Source organism: Herminiimonas sp. KBW02, assembly GCF_003852535.1.
Taxonomy (GTDB): Bacteria; Pseudomonadota; Gammaproteobacteria; order Burkholderiales; family Burkholderiaceae_D; genus Oxalicibacterium.
In genome coordinates this window covers 281611-299285 of record NZ_QAJP01000004.1, presented here as the reverse complement: position 1 = coordinate 299285, position 17675 = coordinate 281611, and the positions used below count along the sequence as shown (strand labels likewise).

Genomic DNA, 17675 nt, shown 5'->3' with positions numbered 1-17675 from the left:
GGATACATGTCGGAGTATCGTTCTGCTCTATCCCCAAAAAACTTATGAAATGCTTCACAAAGTTTTTGCCTCCGTTGCCCGCTACGCTATTCACGAATTGTTGCAAAGGTAGGAAACGTTTCCAGCGTGGATCAGAATTTCATAGCGTTGTTTACTGGTGCCGGTGGGTTCTTTATTGGAGAAGTAATGTCGTTCAATCTTGCTGAGATTCTGGAAGCAGTAGGCAGACTCGTGGTCACCTTAGACCAACATCCAGGCGGCGCAGTATTTCTAATCGCCCTTGCGGCATTGATTGGAATGCCTGCACTGGCATGGCTGCTCAAACGGTAAATCGGAAGAACGAGGAGCACCTGAGGTGGCAAACAAACGAGCTTATCCGTGTTAACTATTCATTATTATTTCCAAATGGAAAGCATTACAATTTTAATTTTTATACGGACGAACAAATGAAAAAATTCTTAATCGCGGCACTAGTCTTGGCATTGACCGGATGCGCCTCAAAGCAACTGGCGGTGAACGACGCGAAAGGTGTTCCTTTCAATCGCGTAATGAAACCGGAACTGCTGAAAGAGAAACCAGGGACGGTAGGAATTGTTTTTATTCGTGAGGACGCAGCAATCCAAGGCGTACTCGGGTCTTTGAATGTATGGGTAAATGGCGAACCCCTGGCCAGCCTCCATGCTGGCGAAGCGGTACGACTCTGGATGAGTCCGGATTTGTATGTATTTAGCTTGACGACGATGACACGAGGCTCTGAACAGTTCCGCCCATTGGAATTGAAGTTGGGCGAGAAAAAAGTTGAGGTGGATGCGAAGCTTACTCGTAGTTATGAAGTCCGAGTTGATCTCACGACTACGGGTTTTATGGCAGACGTCACTAGCACTGCAGTGCGTAAATAGGTGAGTGTTACCCTTGCAGATCGATTCGGAATTACGACAGAACTGGTCGTTCATCATTGCAGGCGAGACACGTCCGCCGTTGCCTCAATAACCCTACACGATGGCGTCCAATGTCTCATCGGACGCCATCAATCGAAGTCACCTAAGAAGCACCTTACGAGAATGAAGTGCTTGATCGCAAGTCCATCGTCGATTTTTTAGAAAAACTAATCAAACGAGAAGACGAGCGTTTCGCGCATTAAACATAAAAGGTTTTTCTATGAGAATCTCTGCCATTTTGTTCATTGCTCTTTTGTTTTATGGACTATTTTTTCTTTGGCCAATTAAAAGAAGTATTTATAAAAAGCATGGAAAGATTCTTTCAAATGTACAGCTGTCTAAGTTAGCTGATGACGGAGATATCGACGCAATAAACCTAAAAAGAAAGTCAAAATATTTTCTCGTACTAGGCATCATATTCGTGCTGTTATTTATTATTGAGAAATATGGCGCGCTAACTATTTAGCCCAAAAAGAAAGCATGTCTGTCGATTCGATGATTAGGCTACGTCTTTGCATGCTGTAGATCGCAATTATCGTCACAGGTTGAATCTGCTTCAGATTTCAGTACCCTTCTTTCAAATACAAAAGCCCGCATAAGCGGGCTTTTGTATTTGAAAGAAGAAGGGATTCGCCTACGTCCCGCAGGCCGCGGAAACGCTTGCAAGCGTTTCCCTTCGAATCCCCCGCGTAAGCCGCGCAGGCGGCTTACTTCTCTCGGCCAAAACAAAAAAGCCCGCTTGCGCGGGCTTTTGTATTTTGGCGGAGAGAGGGGGACTCTAATTACCGGTAGTGAAAAACGTTAAATCCCCCTATGAGCGAGTATTTATGCGGATTTCCTTTTTCAGATGTGTGTGGTAAATGTGTGTGGTTTTTTACTTTCAGCCATACCATGCAGCCCCTTCCGAAATACATGCAATTGCGCCGTCGCGGCTATTACGCCGTTCTTGAGATACCCAAAGCACTTCGTTCCATCTTCGATGACAAAGCCCGTTTCGTTAAATCACTAGGAACTCGTGACCTGAGAGTTGCGGAACAACGTCTCGGACTGATCTTGCTTGGATGGCGCAAGCTAATTGAGAAGGCGAAAGGCTCCGACAGTGCACTTGCAAGCATCCAATGGGAGTATCAGCAATGGCGCTCTCAAATCGAATCCATTACTGACGATTTTGACAAAGCCGATGTGGAAAGTTTGGCTCACGAGAGAATCGAGGAGTTGCTTCGGACAAAAGGAAGGGAGGCCGCCAGTGAGGCCTATGCAGTTATATTTAAGAAGGCGCAACCTCTGGCCGCCCGCATTGATGAATGGATGGCATCAATAGGTCACCTCGCGGCAAAGACTCAGGCCACCTCAAAGAAAGCCGCAATGGAGCTTTGCGAGCATTTCAAGACCACTGCGGACATCGATAAGGAAGGCGTCAAGGGGTTCCTAGTAAAGCTGCGCACAGACAAGAAGCTATCCGATAAAACGTTGTCCTGCCGCCTTTCGTTTGTCCGTAGCTTCATCTCGTATCTGGACGAGAAGTACGGCACTGACCTACTTCCTCTATTTACGATCAAGGCTCTTGGTCGTGGCGCAGACGCTAAGAGCGTAAAGCAACGTGCTTGGGTGCCATTCAAGGCCTCCGAAGTAACGCAACTCTATCAGGCCGCAATCGATAAACAGGATGGGGTACTGGCGGACATCATCGCATGTGCGGCATACACAGGCTGTCGTATTGAGGAGTTAGGACAGATCAAGCTCGAGCATGTCACTGAGGAGAGCATTACCATCGCAGACAGTAAAACCGCTGCGGGCATTCGAGAGGTGCCTTTGCACCCTGCTCTTTCAAAGCTGATGGATAGGTTGGTTTCAGAAAGCACCGATGGATATATCCTCAAAGGCAGCGACAAGGGTTCGTATGGGAAACGCACGGATGCTTTAGGGAAGCGTTTCGGACAACTGAAAAGGCAAGAGGGCTTCGGTGATCGTCACGTATTCCACTCCATCCGAAAATCCGTAGTTAGTCAGTTAGAGCAAGCAGGGGTTAGCGAAAACACTACCGCCGACATCATCGGGCACGACAAGCCTAGGATTACTTATGGCTTGTACTCAGCAGGCGCAAGCCTAAAGCAGAAGATAGATGCAATTAAGCAGGTGCGTTATGAGGGGGCGCTAGGAATGCCTAAGCACTTATTAGCATGAAGTCGGACGCCCTCAGGATATCCGCAATGTGATACATGACCTCGCTAACTGCGACGTAGAGGAAACTCTTAACGCCATGAGTGGCTGACTTGAAATGCCACCCTCCGCAAATTGGCATCCGACAACAAAGAAAAAATCAATTAACGTCTTTCAATAATGACCTTGTCGTTTGCAATCTCGAGCTTCCTAACCTTGCCCCCTTCTGGAAAGGCAACAAAGGCCGTTTTCCCAAAGCCGGAGAAAAGAACTGTAATTCCTTCAAATGCCGTATAGCCATGAGGAACATTATGATCTTCTGAAACCAGCGCTTTCGGAAGCAACGAAGTATAAGGCTCTTGCACATAGAGAATTGGCTTCTCGATTCGCACATTTGCTGCTCTCATTGCAGCATCTAGAAGTTGTCCAGTAACGCCGCCGCCCAATAATGGGATTATGAAAATGACACCCACAGCAATCATTTGCGTTTGCCTAAATTTTTCCACATCGCCGTTCCAACCTATAGCCGCACTATCTTGCAACTCGAAACGAGAGTCTTTAATTGCATAGATTTCTTTGATTTTTCTTCCACAAGAAATATATAGCGAATAGAACAAATAGAGTCCAATTGAGAGCAAAGGTAAATTCAAGTATACAAATGGATCACCGCGCCCGAGAAGAATAATGATAAAAATCGCTAAGATTGAAATGACTGCGGCTTGCCAATTGCACTGGACAAGTTGATGAACAGCCTTAGTCTTCTTACCATCCTTAGAATACTTCGTCTCGAACCAAGTCCAGATTCGGACAAATACGGTCAGTATCGGCGACAAGGTGATTCCCAAACAGACCATACTGGCTATGAAAAGGGCGTAAATAATCCCGAAGAAACCAGCCGTCATCAAGAACAAAAGGCCATCCCCCAGTGATACGTCTTGTGGAAAATGGCCAATTTTTATTGAGTACCCAATTACGCAAAAACCGCCCACTAGAATGCCAAACTTAAAAGCAGCAGTAGCAATTTTTGAAATTGAATCAATGTTTTTTTCTATGGATAAAGTTGTTTGCAACATGAAGTCACCCAGCAGCTATAGTAGGTTGTTTGAGACACATCCGTAATGTGATATCACGCCCACACCAACGAAGACTTAACGAACACCTTTGGAAAGATAATTAATGCCATTGCATGTATGCACTGTAACGTTTCATATTCTCTTTAAAAAGCTCGATAAAACGTTTGCTCTTCTGTCCAAAACCGGCGTTTATTAAGTCGAGAATAGTTTGCTCGGAATTCAGTTCGAGCTCCAACGCTGTATACAACGCAGTGTTCCACCCTAGCTGACCTACAGGCATTGCAGCCAACATTTCATTTCCAGGTCTAGCCGCTGATACTTCTAGCATGCCTTCTGAATTGGGTTCGATGTAAGCCAAAGCTGCCAACATTTCAAACCGTGCATAAAGTAGATCGAAGTCTGCGGTAACACCAGCGAAGCTTGATTTCCATTGCCTCATCACAGAAAGTAAATGGTTACTCAAGGGCGTCTTCTTCTTAACGGTCTCGAGCATATTCCATATTTCTGGTTTCCCCCCACTCCATGACCAAAGATACAAACCATCAACTAGTCGCTGCGGCTCTTTGTATTCATTTTTAAAACTCATGCAAAACAGATCGTGGAGTACCTCAAAACGCTGCGAACGAGTTAGCGCAAGTCCATATGCAGTGAAAATTAGTACGGCGGGGTATGCCCGCAAACTCAGCCATCCACTGTTCCCGCCGATGCTTTTTCCCGTGTAATGAAGTATTCCACGTAATATATCCAATACCAATTCGTGCGAATTGGCATCTCCCCAACGCCCCATTACACTAACCATACGGACTAAAGATTCGGAAATATCTTCGAATCGTTTGACTCGTATTTTCAGCTCATCTTGTCCCCACGGGGCACCAACGGAAAAATCAGGTGATTCAAGATGAACTAGCAAACGTTCAAATGTGTGAGTAAGCATTTCTTCAAGCTGAATCCGATACTCATCTTTTACTAAATAACGCTTAGTCGTATTGACTAGTAGATCAACACTTAACGGGTCTTGTAGCTGGCTTTGCTCAAGCGTCACAATCCTTTGCTGTAACGAATCGAAAAAAGAGTCGGCTCCCCTTATGGACACGACTTTTGCCTGCCGAACTGAAACAAGCTCTTGCGCACCCACGCCGAGTCCATCCCGACTACACCAAAACATTGGATATCTTCGATTTGGCGCACGAAGTATGGCCGCCCGCAATGCATGGTCCCACTCCCCCGACCAACCACAAACGATTAATCCGTGTTCATCCAATATACGGTCCAGTAAGCCGTTGTACTCATCAACGTAAACACTGAGTTCGCTATCGGTATTCAAAATTCGTGCATCCAAATAGTCTCCATGGAGCTTCAAAAGATAACACTTAGAGTGTACAAGCGGTTGAGCGCCTAATAAGGCATCCTTCGAAGATATCACTGTTGGCTCAATCCCCACTTCCCTCAGTGCATTTTCCATAAGGCGGTCAAAGTTTGTCGTGATAATGACCCTAATGTGTCCAGACTCGACAAGCTTAGCAATTGCTTTGTGAGCCTTCGTAGGAACCTTCTTACCTTGTTCTCGCTGCTCAGGCGTTGGCTCAATATAACGATGAAGGATTGCACGACGTTCATCAGGCAACGCTGCAACATCTTCAAGCAAACTAGAATAGTTTGGCTCTTTACCAGTTTTGTCTGAGTACCATTTTTCCCAATTAGGTTGCTCACTCTCCCCTTGAGCAAGTGCAACTCTACGCACAAGGTCCATAGTGATTTCCCATCCAGTAGGAATGTCAGCGGAACGTGAAAGACCGGAACCGATCAACACAGCAAATACACCTTTATTTTCTTGCATGGAGAATGCAAGTCCCGTCAACGGATCACCAACAAGTAGACTCATTTTCGTCGTTATATGGAAGCAATAGATGACGGGACAATACAGCGTTTTGTGTGTTACTGATAGATTAGTGATGACTATCCATCAGAATTTTGGCTAAATTTTCAGTTAATTTTTGGATGTAATGATGTCTTCGAAGGCTGACACATAAGTTTCAAGATGAATCGAGTAGATGCAATGAAGTCTTCCGCAGTATGATCCTTGGCACTTGTATGTTTACCTGATATTTGAAATAGCGGCGCAAGCACAGACTCTCCTGCGAGAATCCCCGCTTCAACCATCGGCTGAATATAACGACGAACATGTTGCGATTGCTTATCGTGTAACCGTGCGTACCAATTCGCAAGCGCGTGGATCGACGGTGAAATGCCACGACGGTTGTTTCTAAAATCTAAGACAAAGTAGGCAAAGGCTCTTACCTCCTTTCGTAATACGTTCATGAGTGCAGACCTTAGCAATGCCCTTTCGGAAAAATGTATAGGTGCCCATACCTCATGGTCATTTCTCAATTGTGATGCCGAAATGATTTCTCCGGTCGTCATGTCAACGTATTCATATACTTTCGGCGCACGGTAACGAATAACCTTTCTGCTATCTATCGTTATTGGCAGGCGCACGTCACGCCAACCATAAGACAACGTAAGAACACGATATCGCGGCTCCTTATTGTCGGTTGTATAGTATTCATTACACTGATTTTCAACCCTTTGATTTATATGGCTTTTCCCTTCCGAAAAATGGACGGATCGTCCACTTAGTGTTTGTGAGCATGCTACCTGATCGGTCATACCATCTCCTTGATGGCTGCTGCCAATCTCTCACGTTCAGCTATGAGCTGTTTCTCATCTCGCTTATCCAATTCGGCAAGCCGCACTCCGGCAACTGCAAATGCATCGAACAGGGGCTTAGCGATGAGCTCCAATGTGCCCGGCAAGATGTCTCGATAGACCAGCTTTAATTTTCCCGACTTGTTGTCCCAATAAGTACCAGCATTCTTATCAGTCAACCCACGAATACGCCGAGCCAATTGATACAAGAATGATTTATCGGTTTTGAACAGACGCGTATGTTCTTCACGCATTACAAACATCGCAAGAGACGTAGCGATAACGACGGCGTTGGGTACGTCATTCGCGATTCGCACAAGATGGTATGCCGCCTGTGATTGATAAGACGACATCGCCCGACCACGTTCACGTTCATTGAGTATGTTTCTTGCGTTGGTGACGACCGCTTCCCATCGGGCCTCTAACACCTCCCATACAAGATTTGAGGGGTTCTTTTGGCGTCTAGCAATGATGCGACGGATGTATGGCCGCAGTTGACCTACCGTTATTCCCATTTGCTCTGGATGGCCGTGGCGGCGTCTAGCTCGTTTATGTTGATTGCAATAAGTACTGAACCCGGTCGTAGGCCCTACACAACTTAATATGACACATTGCTTATTCATGATTCTTTTTGTTAATGGCCCCATCCCCAAGAACAAGCAGGAAGGGAAATGATTAAGGGGACGCGACAACGCATTCCGAATCGGCACAAAGCCATCAGATACGAAGTGCAAAAGAGTGAATTTCCCTAACGACGAAGTGTCAGGGAAAGGAATGAGCGCTAGGCTCGAAATGACGACGATGTTTTAATTAGAAATGCAATTACAGGCAAGGGATCGACGGACAAACAATCAAGTTCCCTCATATAAATTAGCTGCCTGCGCCACTGAACCCATAGTCGGAGTTTGGTGTCGATTTATTCTGTCACTAAGCTCACCGATGAGGACATGACCAGTAGTCGTTAAGTGGAGCAGCTTGCGCCGACGGTCATATGGATCTACATCCACGCTTATAAAGCCGTAACCTGTCTTTTCCTTCACATTCCAAGGCCCTAAAATGGTCACGTGCCGATTAATGGCAGCAAGGAGCATCCCCGAGTGCTTCTCAATTTCTGTTTGCGTTATGCCAGGATGATTAGCTATGTACGCAAAGGTCAAAGCCGTGGACACAGTAATATCCGAGTGAATGTCTCGCAAAATCTTAAGGATAGCCATGACGCAACCGATTGGTGCAATCACGCTAGTCTGCAAGGGAGCTTGATCATGGTTCGCTTGAAGATTCATTTGTTTTGAGTAAATTGTATTAGGCATGTGCTTACGCATTATGTTGATGTCCACCTCCGTTAACAAGAGGCCGACTTAAAATTATTAGATTGTTGAGGGATGGCGACGAGCTTCGTCGTCAATAAGGAGTTTTTCGAGCGCTTGGCTATTCGTGAGCGGTATGCCGGATTCACGTTCGTAGACCCGTTGCATCGCCTTCAGGTGATCGAAGGCTTCAACCGAGAGGACGTAATTGCGAACAACGGGAGGACGGGAATACAGACGTGGCTGTGGGAGAGCCTTGGCTTGGTAGATTTTTGAATGTGGCATATTGGAGTGTTGGTTGAAGCCCCTTCGTTAATATCGTTGTGATATCCGAGCGTCATCCTGCTGGAGGCGCTTGAAGGGGCGTGAGGCGGATTACTGCTTCCGTTTGTTTGGGTAAAGCTGCATCAGGTCTCGAAGGTGCTTGTCGGCATTCCCTTCTTTTTCGATACGTTTGAATGCCTGCTCCCCAAGGATGTTGTGACTGAAGAAGGCATGATTTGCAGAGGTGTCGTACTGCTCAAGCGCGTACTTGTTCTGACCCTGCATCTCCCGTAGTTCATCGCTGAGACGCTTGGAGTATGCCTCGTGGCGCTTTCTTGCCTGATTGTCTTGAGATGCCATTAGAGCTGCGCGGACATCCTTTTGACGCTCGATTGCGTACCATTGCTGAATATCAGTTTTGGTATAAATCAACATGCCACTCCCGTCACCTGCCCCGAGCGGAACTCCACCAGCCATCGCTCGATACCCCTTGATTCTTGGGTCGAACTCCAGCCGAACGATGTCCGGTGCAAAGCCAGAATCCCGAGCGACTTTCTTGGGGGCGTTCTCGATAAACCGCTCGAACCACTTGTCCTGATCCTCCTTGGTAGGCGCTTGTGGCAGCTCAGATCGCATGTACAAGGTGCCGTTGATCTTCGTGGTGATCTTCGGATCAGATAGGTAGTCGCCTACCTCCTCCAGCGCTTTGTCGGCGTTTGCATACTGCCCACTCATTGCCAGCAGCGACGAATAGCGTCGGATGACACCGGCAACCTGCGCCGTGTTGTGCTCAACGTTGTCACCGAACATACGGGACATGAACTCTGGTTTGTACCAAGGGTTGTCCAACATGTCGTTAGCAAGAGCGTTGACCTTCTTGGTCATGTTCCCGACATCTGCACTGGTGATGGCACCAGAACCGGCTCCATTTGCAATCCCTGCGGCTGTGCTTATGTCCTTCCCCATGTACTGCAAGAAGGCGATGTCACCGAACCGCTTGTACTCCTCCTCACCGGCAACCTGCTTGGCATACTCAGGGTTCACCGAGTTGAGCTGCTGGAATAAATCGATAGCTGCTTTACCTTCGGCGTTGAGTTCACCTACCGGCTTACCCTTAGCGTCAACCCCGATGGTGCTGAGGTTGAAGAAGCCAGCCTTCATGCGGTGCTGCCAGTCAGGATTGGTGATGCCGTTGAGCGCCCACGATGACACCTGTTGATCCATCGGAAGGTCTTTGGTGGCTTTCTCCAAGGCTTGTTCAGCGTGACCCTTTACGTCGAAGTCTTTAACGTCACCATGCTCATTGATGAACTTCGGTTTGTTCTGACCATTGACTCGCCAGAATTGCCCCTCGGAGATAGCCGCTTCGGTTTGCCGCTGGGCTTCCGCGATGGACGCTTGAGATTGCCCGAGGATCAACGCTTTCTGCCGCGCCACTTCCTGCTGGGCGAGTGCTGCGTTGTTACGGTTGATGAGGCTGTGGATCGTAGAGGAGGAGACGAACCGGGCGTTCTCAGGTGCTTGCCCCCATGCCATCAGCTTCTCGGCGTTCAGGGTTCCTTGGTCGGACGCCATGTAGAACGGCAAGGCTTCCTTATCGACACGCTCACGGCCAACTACGTCCGCTGCTGCATTGGACTTAGCCGTGAGGGTCTGTGCGGTCTTCTCGCCAAGGAAGGTGCTGACCTTGCCGATGCCATCCATCTCTTGATTCAGGAAGCTGGACAGCAAGGCCGTGTTACCACCGGCACTCATACGGGTGACGAGTTCCGTCATGGCACCGCGAGTGGCCGCTTCAGGCAACACAGCCGTCTTACGGAGCATCTGGTAGCGCTCCATCAGCTTGGCCGCTGCTTCGTCAGGTGTGCCCTTGAAGTCAGGCGAGGTGATATCCGAGAGGCCATTCATCAGGCTTTCGGTGGCTTGCCCTTGGGCTTGCTCTACCTGTTCCCCATTGACTTGCTGGGTCACCGCGCTCATCAGTTTAGTGCGCAGCGTGGTGTGGCCTTTATCGTAGCCAGCAGCGGCGTACTTGCTTTGTCCCGAGAGGACAGTGTTGCGGGACTCAGTGAGGTACTGATCGACTTCCTCGGCGGAGTTGAACTTCAGCTCACCGGTTTGGAGACGACCAAGGACATCACGTTCTTCCTGCTGCCGTGTGTTATCGCCCCATATATGCTGCACCGTGGCGGCAAATACAGGGGACTGTGACGGGAGCATAGAGCCGGACTTGATGGCCTTGCTGAGTTCACCGATGGTCATGGAGTTGGCGTACTTCTGAGCCGCCAGTTTGTCCTCCTCGTCCTTACGTTCCTTGAACTGCTGGGTGACCATCTCGCCCTTGGCAAAGGCGTTCGCAAGGCTCATCCACTCGGAGCCTGCATGGGGATCACCTACGGCCTGAACGGCAACCGCACCGGGACGGGCTTTGGTTTGCAGCGGCTGTGTGTTGAAGTTGCTACTTACTTGTACGCGTTTGTTCATATTTTGATTTCGGTTTGGGAATAGAAAAAGCCTCGGAAGGACGAATCTTGCGAGGCTTGCTGATACCGACCTAAGTGGTCAGCGATTTGGGCAATCGGCTGTGCCATTTTTTAATGTGACACAGGTGTCGAAAATGACACTTAGTACCAATAGGGAGGGCTAATTGCTACCACACCGTAACCAATTGATTTATAAAGACTTTTAATATATTATCAAAATAATAAATAAATAGATTTATCTACTGGCTCACTGAGAATTTTTAAGATTAAAGCACCAACTTCGCACTCGCTTCCAGCAACGTGCCGCTATTGGTCTCCGGGCGCGAACTATGTCCGACTCGGCGGGTCCCCCTCGGGAGCACAAGACCCTGCTCATTGCGACGCAGAAAGGTGGCCTAGCGAATTCCCAATTGGCGTACCACACGAGGAACGCTTTGGAACGTGCTGCTAATCGAAGGAGCGACCAAACCGTTTAGCTCAATATTTCAATAATGCTGCTTTAAACAACAGCCGAGCATCGCTATCAAACCCAGCATGCATAAAGCCTTCCTTCTCCAAATCAAGCCATAGCTCCAGAGCTTTCTTGATGCCATAGTTGTCCTTTTCGGGATCGACTCCTTTAAGAAAAACATCCGGGTTTAATGCCATATCTTCTGGATTCCAACGCTTTATTCCAAAGTGCCATATGCCCTCTCCTTGCCAACCCATTAGGCCTTCACCTGCAGATAGCTTATTAATTTGAGGCTGATCTAAATATGCACCGTGAATAAAAACATTGGCCTTCCATGCAATAGCCACACACGCGGTCAGATATGCGCGGGCTTTCCAATAAGTGAAATTCCAGTTATGGCAAAGGTAATGGCGATAAATTGTCTTGTCACCTATCGTGCCAATTGATTCTTGTAGGATCAATATAGCTTCAGGATATGTGTCTATTTTTCTAGGAGCAATCAAGACTCCACTTATTTGCCCATCGGGATTTGATTGCTTAAGACCTTGGATAAAATTCAGAAATTGCAATGGCTCCCTATAAAAGTCATAGCAATGATGCGCCTGAGGTTCAGCCCCATCTAGCCACTCGCGGCGCACAGCGAACATAGCGCAAGCTGACTCGAGAACTGTCTCATCGAGTTTTACAAGGAGGCCAGCCTCTGTTTGCACATCTTGAGGAGAAATAGCATGACCAAAAAACCGTGGAATTTGGTTTCGATGTACACCATGCGTTTCAAATAATCGAATGAATCTTGCCGCAAGTGATTCAGGAGTTGGCGTCTGTTCTTTGCGGTACTTTTTCCAAATACCATTTGCCTTGTCCAATAAACTCAACCCAGCGACGATTTCCCCTAAATACATTGCCTCTCCACATTAGTCATCATCTTAATAACAATAGTAACCGTTTCTTAGTAAGCATCTTCCTAGACCCGCTGCCTCAGCCTTGATAGGGTCGAACGGGAACATCCAGTAGCAGCGATGATCTGATTCCAGCTTTTTCCTTCCTTTAGCATCAGCACGATCTGCTCATTACGCGGAGCGTCTTCTTTACGCCCTTTGTAGCCCCCTGCCACTTTCAGCTTTTCGATTCCCTGCTGCTGCCTCCTTCTTCGGTCGGTATAGTCCTTTCGAGCTATCGCCGCTAGCATGTCGAGCATCATGCTGTTCAACGCTGACATCATTCGTGCGGTCATCTCATCGGCGTCCCTAATCATCATAAATGAGGTCGGAAGGTCTAGCGCCACCACTCGTACTCGCCTTGTCTCTATCTCACGCTTCAGCTTGTCCCAATCATCAGCGTTCAAACGCGAAAGACGATCCACCTGTTCGATCAACAGAATGTCACCTTCATGGGCATCAGCAAGAAGCCGGAACAACTCCGGGCGCTTGAGACTGGCACCTGATTCATTCTCCTTATAGAAGGCGGCGATCTTTAGCTTATGAGATGCGGCGAACTCCTCCAGATCACGGCGAGCACGATCCGCGTCCTGCTCAGATGTGGAAGCGCGAAGATAGGCGCGGACAAACATTTGGAACCCTTCAGTTCGTTTTGGATAGTTCGCATTATGTCGGTTCGTTTTGGGTTTGTAAAGGCTATTACCGAACCACCATTAAGGTACCTGCCGATTGGTTCCATTTAGGTATACCCAAAAGAACCTATGAAATGTTTCATAAAGAAATTGGACTCCGGCTTCGGTAACCTTCTGGCAGTACGAGTGCAAAACCGGAAAACAGTCGGGAAACCGACCCAAGTGTTCCTGCAAAATATAAAAGTGCACATCCCGAAGCAGTCGTATTGAAGGCTTCCAGTGTGTAAGGGTGCATCTGCTTGATCTATTTGCAGGTGCCGGTGGGTTCTTTATTGGAGAAATGATGTCGCTCGATCTTGCTGACATTTTTGACGCAGTAGGCAAACTAGTGGTCATCTTTGACCAACATCCAATCGGCGCAGCATTCCTAATCATCCTTACGGCATTGATTGGAATTCTTGCTTTGGTGTGGCGGCTCAAGCGGTGAATCAGAAGAAGGATGAGCACCGAGGTGGCAAACAAACGAGCGGCTGCTTGTCCGTGTTAACTATTCATTATTATTTCCAAATGGAAAGCATTACAATTTTGATTTTTATACGGACTGACAGATGAAAAGATTTTTAATCGCGACACTAGTCTTGGCATTGACCGGATGCGCTTCAAAGCAACTTGCAGTCAACGATGCGAAAGGTGTTCCTTACAATCGTGTAATGAAACCGGCGCTGCTGCAAGAGAAACCGGGGACGGTAGGAATTGTCTTCATACGTGAAGATGCAGCAATCCAAGGCGTACTCGGGTCGCTGAACGTGTGGGTAAACGGAGAACCCCTAGCTAGCCTCCATGCTGGTGAGGCGGTACGACTCTGGATGAGTCCTGATTTGCATGTATTTAGCTTGACGACGATGACGCGAGGCTCTGAACAGTTCCGACCATCCGAACTGAAGTACGGCGAGAAAAAGGTTGAGGTGGACGCGAAGCTTACTCGTAGTTATGAAGTCAGAATTGATCTGACGACTGCCGGTTTAATGGCAGATGTCACTAGCGCTGAGGCGCGTAAGTAGTTGAGTGCTACCCTTGCCAATTCCTCCTTGATTCTCACAGAACTAGTCGCTCACGGCTGTACTCGAGACACCTTCGCGTCCGCTTTCCCTCCTCTATTCGAGAAGCACTACGGGCGACCGTTCGATGTCCGAGACGCCCACGACCTGATGCTTGCTGAAGGTGTGTTTAGTGAAGCCTTCGGGTGGCTTGGGGACGATGGAATGGTCTACCGATAATTGGCCGAAGAGGCACCCCCACGGGGGGAAGGCGGCGATCATTCTTTATCGAGGGATCACTCAAAATTTTATGCCAAATTATTTACCGCTTTTATTACTGTTTCGGCGTCACGCTAACCAGCTCAATCTTGTTTTCATTCTTTGGCTGTCTCAACGCTTGATAAATTTTTTCGCGATGATCGGTGGCTTGTAAAAACGCATAAGTCGCTACCAAGGCATTAAACGTACTCATTGCTAGTCCGAACATAACCATGTACTTAACGCCGGGATGATCATACTGAGCGAGAATGGACGCTAAGACCGCAAGTAAGCAGCCAAGCAACAAGAAATAGATCGCTCTTAGTCGTTGCCGCGTTTCCTCAAACGATTGAATTAGTAGATTCTTCTCCGACTGTCTTATCCAATCTACTTGTTCTTTCCATTCGGCTTTCTTTTCTTCTGAGCGACTATGCCACCATGAAGAGGTACGCGAAAAACATTTGTCCAAGTACCTTATAAGATATGAAGACATCAAGCTAGTGAAGACACCCACTATGACTATACTCAACCACCAAAATGGGTTGGTTAGTTCGTCGATTAATTTCTGCATCAGTTCTTCCCTTTAGCTTTTTATTATTGTAATCCTGCAATACTTGTTAATGCCTTAAATTTCCTCTTAGTGGCATCACATTTGCATTGTTACGGCCACGTTCAGCAAAAAGAAAAAGAAAAACCCCGCAATCGGATTTGCAATCAAGAAAGCATAGTGCATCCCATAAACATGGGATACGCGAACACTGCGCTCGACCTATACTAAGTCTGCGTTAGTGGCGACGCTTGCTGCAACTTATGGGAAAACAATGAAAAAAAATCATCATCGAAACACATGGTCGCCGATTTAATGTCAACGTTAAGATCAACCCATAGCTGTACTTCATCGAGCGGTTCTTATCACTAAGAGGCCGCACTTATTTGACCATAATAAAAATTGAATAGGGCTACTCCCCTTTCAAAGAACATACAGGTGTAAAACTAGAGGGGAGCCAGATGGAGGAGTATGTAGCCAATGCGATTGACCCATTTAAAGCAACTGCGATATTACCGACAATAGCAGGTGAAATTAAAAAACGGATACGTAAAGAGAAATTGTCGATTTACTTAGCTAAGGAAAATTGCAAAGACGCTACCTTGGCTTTAAAGACAGAAAATATTGGTCGAAGCGCTGAAATAGAATTGGCTCACGGTTCTGCCGTTCTATACATGAAGAGAGAAGTTCCAGGAGATTTTCCTCCTTGGACAAAACTATTCACTTCGCATCAGACTTTTGAAGATGGTTTCTTTGGGCGTCCCAATAGTGTTGGCGGTGTTCTTATTGTCCAGGAACATGGCCGTCTATTTGCGCTTTCGTTCGGTACGGGCTTTCACCTTTTGAAGGATGAATATTTCGAAAGAGACTTCGGCCTTAAAGTCACCTTGAACTCAGTCGATCCTGACCGATTACGAAGCTTAGATAAGTCAAGCTATGACCATAATCCGCTGAACTCGAGGACGCAAAGTCCACGTGAAGTGACAATTTTTGATTTACATATTGACTCTGAAATGGAGCTTGTTTACGCCCTCACAGGTGCCTGTAACGTTCCGGTGTTTGGTTCTCACATCACTGGACGAGACGCACTCACACTCGTCACTGAGACATCACTAGATAAATTATCAGCGATCCTCAAAGAGTCTTTATCAAGATATGAAGCCAAGCTGCCGGAAGATTTTGACTGGATTGATAATGTTTATCGTGTACGTGACCACGAAGAAATACAAATATGCGATCTTGAACTCAATGACGCACTTAAGACTGTTCCAAACAACTCGCTCTATTTAGGAGAGCCGGAGGTTGTCGATTGGGAAGGCCAAATTGGATACTCCTTCGATTGTCACAGTAACACCCCTAGACATGTGGTTCTCGATTTTGAACATTTTATTGAACACATAAATCGTAAGGTCAAACCAAAAGAAAAAGATTCCGATGACGCACTTATTGAGATTACGACAGATGTCTTGCGCACACACTACGTGCATGTTAACAATAACGAATACCAATCAATTCGCTCTTGGCCTGTTTATAAATGTCTATATGCTGAGATTAAAATTGGAACGCAAGACTACATTTTAAGAAATGGAGTTTGGTACAAAGTCGCCAAAGATTTTGCTGAGAAAATCGACAAATATCTCAAAGAACGGTTACACCAATATGGACATTCTCTACCAACTTTCGCTCATGATGGAGAGGGAGAATATAACGTTGCCGTTGCGTCGGGAGATAAAACCTATCACCTTTGGGATAAGAAAAATATTCCTATAGGCGGAAAGTCAGACAAGATTGAATTTTGTGACTTAACCAAGGATGACACTGACGTAATTCACGTTAAATACTACAGAAGTTCGCAGACGCTCAGCCATCTTTTTTCTCAAGGGTACGTATCCGCACACAGTTATGTTGCTGATCAAGGATTCAGAGAAAGATTGAACTTAAAATTATCTGCCGGTATGAAGTTAACAAACTGCAGCGCACGTCCGGACATCTCGAAATTAAAAATTGTGTACGCAATTGCCACGACAAAATCCCTGCCAAATGAACTTCCGTTCTTTGCCAAAGTTAGTCTAAAACAAGCCCTGAAATCATTGAATACCTTGGGATACGAAGTGTACATATCGAAAATCGATGTAGACGCTGGTGTTCTGGTAAAGAAAAAAATCAAACCAAAAAAGCCGCCTAAGCATTAATGCAGAGTTATCGGTTTTTTCCAGCCGTATTGATTAGTTAGACAAAGTAACCTGCGACCGTAAAAATCACAGCAAAAGGTCGCAGGTGACGTGTAACACCAAAGCTTATTACTTAGATATCGCCGCATACAGACCAATTCCCCACAACTCCAATCCTGCCGTAGTATGCCGTTTTACGTGTGGCTGCCAAGGCTGCCCCGGCTCCCTCTTTACGAAGACCTCACGGCCAAACGCTTTGATATAAACGTATGCGCCGCTTGCTTCAATTCTTGCGTTACCAATTTGAATCTGCATGTGTTCTCCCTAAGTGTCCTTTAAGCCCGCCCGAATAGACGAACGAGTGGCAGCTTAGATTCAAACAAGCACTGTGTAAAACCGGAGATTTTTTAGGGCACAGGAAATGTAGCGAGGAGAAGACACAATGTAAAAAAGCCCCATCGCTGGAGCTTTATTTTCACAAAAACGTGTGTGGTTTATGTGTGTGGTTTTGTGCGATTTTGAATTCAGTAAGTCATTGATTCAAAATGCTTTTATATCTGTGGCGGAGAGAGGGGGATTCGAACCCCCGGTAGGCTATGAACCTACACACGCTTTCCAGGCGTGCGACTTAAACCACTCATCCATCTCTCCTGAATCTGGTCTTCGCGGACTACTTTTTAGCGAAGCCGCTGATTATAGCAAAATTTTCC

General features: G+C 46.9%; 14 protein-coding genes and 1 tRNA gene. 5 read left to right on the top strand and 10 right to left on the bottom strand.

The genetic code is table 11. The annotated features are described in order from the left end of the window. The first annotated feature begins 126 nt into the window (after positions 1–126). From DBR37_RS05785 to DBR37_RS05775, 3 genes are all read left to right on the top strand, one after another. A complete protein-coding gene (locus DBR37_RS05785) occupies positions 127–330 on the top strand; it encodes a hypothetical protein (protein WP_124573528.1) in 204 nt (67 codons plus the stop codon). After that, entirely contained in the window at positions 312–899 is a 588-nt protein-coding gene (locus DBR37_RS05780; protein ID WP_148089226.1) for a hypothetical protein, read from the top strand. Before DBR37_RS05785 ends, DBR37_RS05780 begins: the two co-directional genes overlap by 19 nt. An 852-nt stretch (positions 900–1751) precedes the next feature. Then, entirely contained in the window at positions 1752–3122 is a 1371-nt protein-coding gene (locus DBR37_RS05775; protein ID WP_124573526.1) for a tyrosine-type recombinase/integrase, read from the top strand. A gap of 140 nt (positions 3123–3262) precedes the next feature. Here DBR37_RS05775 and DBR37_RS05770 read toward each other — a convergent pair whose 3' ends face one another. The 8 genes from DBR37_RS05770 to DBR37_RS05735 form a co-directional block, all read right to left on the bottom strand. After that, on the bottom strand, positions 3263–4171 hold the full coding sequence (locus tag DBR37_RS05770; RefSeq protein WP_124573525.1) for a hypothetical protein: 909 nt from the start codon (positions 4169–4171) through the stop codon (positions 3263–3265). A gap of 100 nt (positions 4172–4271) precedes the next feature. Then, positions 4272–6053, bottom strand: coding sequence for an SIR2 family protein (locus tag DBR37_RS05765; protein ID WP_124573524.1), 1782 nt, complete (start codon positions 6051–6053; stop codon positions 4272–4274). Positions 6054–6154: 101 nt separating this feature from the next. Next, positions 6155–6838 (bottom strand): hypothetical protein, encoded by a 684-nt coding sequence (locus DBR37_RS05760; protein ID WP_124573523.1) that lies wholly within the window; start codon positions 6836–6838, stop codon positions 6155–6157. Then, positions 6835–7392 (bottom strand): hypothetical protein, encoded by a 558-nt coding sequence (locus DBR37_RS05755; RefSeq protein ID WP_124573522.1) that lies wholly within the window; start codon positions 7390–7392, stop codon positions 6835–6837. The genes DBR37_RS05760 and DBR37_RS05755 overlap by 4 nt, the downstream gene beginning before the upstream one ends. Positions 7393–7728: 336 nt before the next feature. Continuing rightward, positions 7729–8187, bottom strand: a complete 459-nt coding sequence (locus DBR37_RS05750) for a hypothetical protein (protein ID WP_124573521.1) — start codon at positions 8185–8187, stop codon at positions 7729–7731. Between the two features lie 372 nt (positions 8188–8559). Continuing rightward, entirely contained in the window at positions 8560–10932 is a 2373-nt protein-coding gene (locus DBR37_RS05745) for a hypothetical protein (RefSeq protein WP_124573520.1), read from the bottom strand. A 476-nt stretch (positions 10933–11408) separates the two neighbouring features. Beyond that, positions 11409–12284: a hypothetical protein gene (locus tag DBR37_RS05740; protein ID WP_124573519.1), complete on the bottom strand. Its 876-nt coding sequence runs from the start codon at positions 12282–12284 to the stop codon at positions 11409–11411. A gap of 62 nt (positions 12285–12346) precedes the next feature. Further along, on the bottom strand, positions 12347–12952 hold the full coding sequence (locus DBR37_RS05735; protein WP_124573518.1) for a recombinase family protein: 606 nt from the start codon (positions 12950–12952) through the stop codon (positions 12347–12349). 608 nt (positions 12953–13560) lie between these two features. On the opposite strand from DBR37_RS05735, the gene DBR37_RS05730 reads away from it, so the two are divergent. Next, on the top strand, positions 13561–14013 hold the full coding sequence (locus DBR37_RS05730) for a hypothetical protein (RefSeq protein ID WP_124573517.1): 453 nt from the start codon (positions 13561–13563) through the stop codon (positions 14011–14013). A 310-nt stretch (positions 14014–14323) separates the two neighbouring features. Here the strand turns inward: DBR37_RS05730 and DBR37_RS05725 are convergent, their stop codons facing one another. Then, positions 14324–14818 (bottom strand): hypothetical protein, encoded by a 495-nt coding sequence (locus tag DBR37_RS05725; protein WP_124573516.1) that lies wholly within the window; start codon positions 14816–14818, stop codon positions 14324–14326. A 437-nt stretch (positions 14819–15255) separates the two neighbouring features. Between DBR37_RS05725 and DBR37_RS05720 the strand changes: the two genes are divergently transcribed. After that, on the top strand, positions 15256–16986 hold the full coding sequence (locus tag DBR37_RS05720; protein ID WP_124573515.1) for a TIGR04141 family sporadically distributed protein: 1731 nt from the start codon (positions 15256–15258) through the stop codon (positions 16984–16986). Positions 16987–17525: 539 nt separating this feature from the next. Here the strand turns inward: DBR37_RS05720 and DBR37_RS05715 are convergent. Further along, positions 17526–17616, bottom strand: a tRNA-Ser gene (locus DBR37_RS05715). Between the last annotated feature and the right edge of the window lie 59 nt (positions 17617–17675).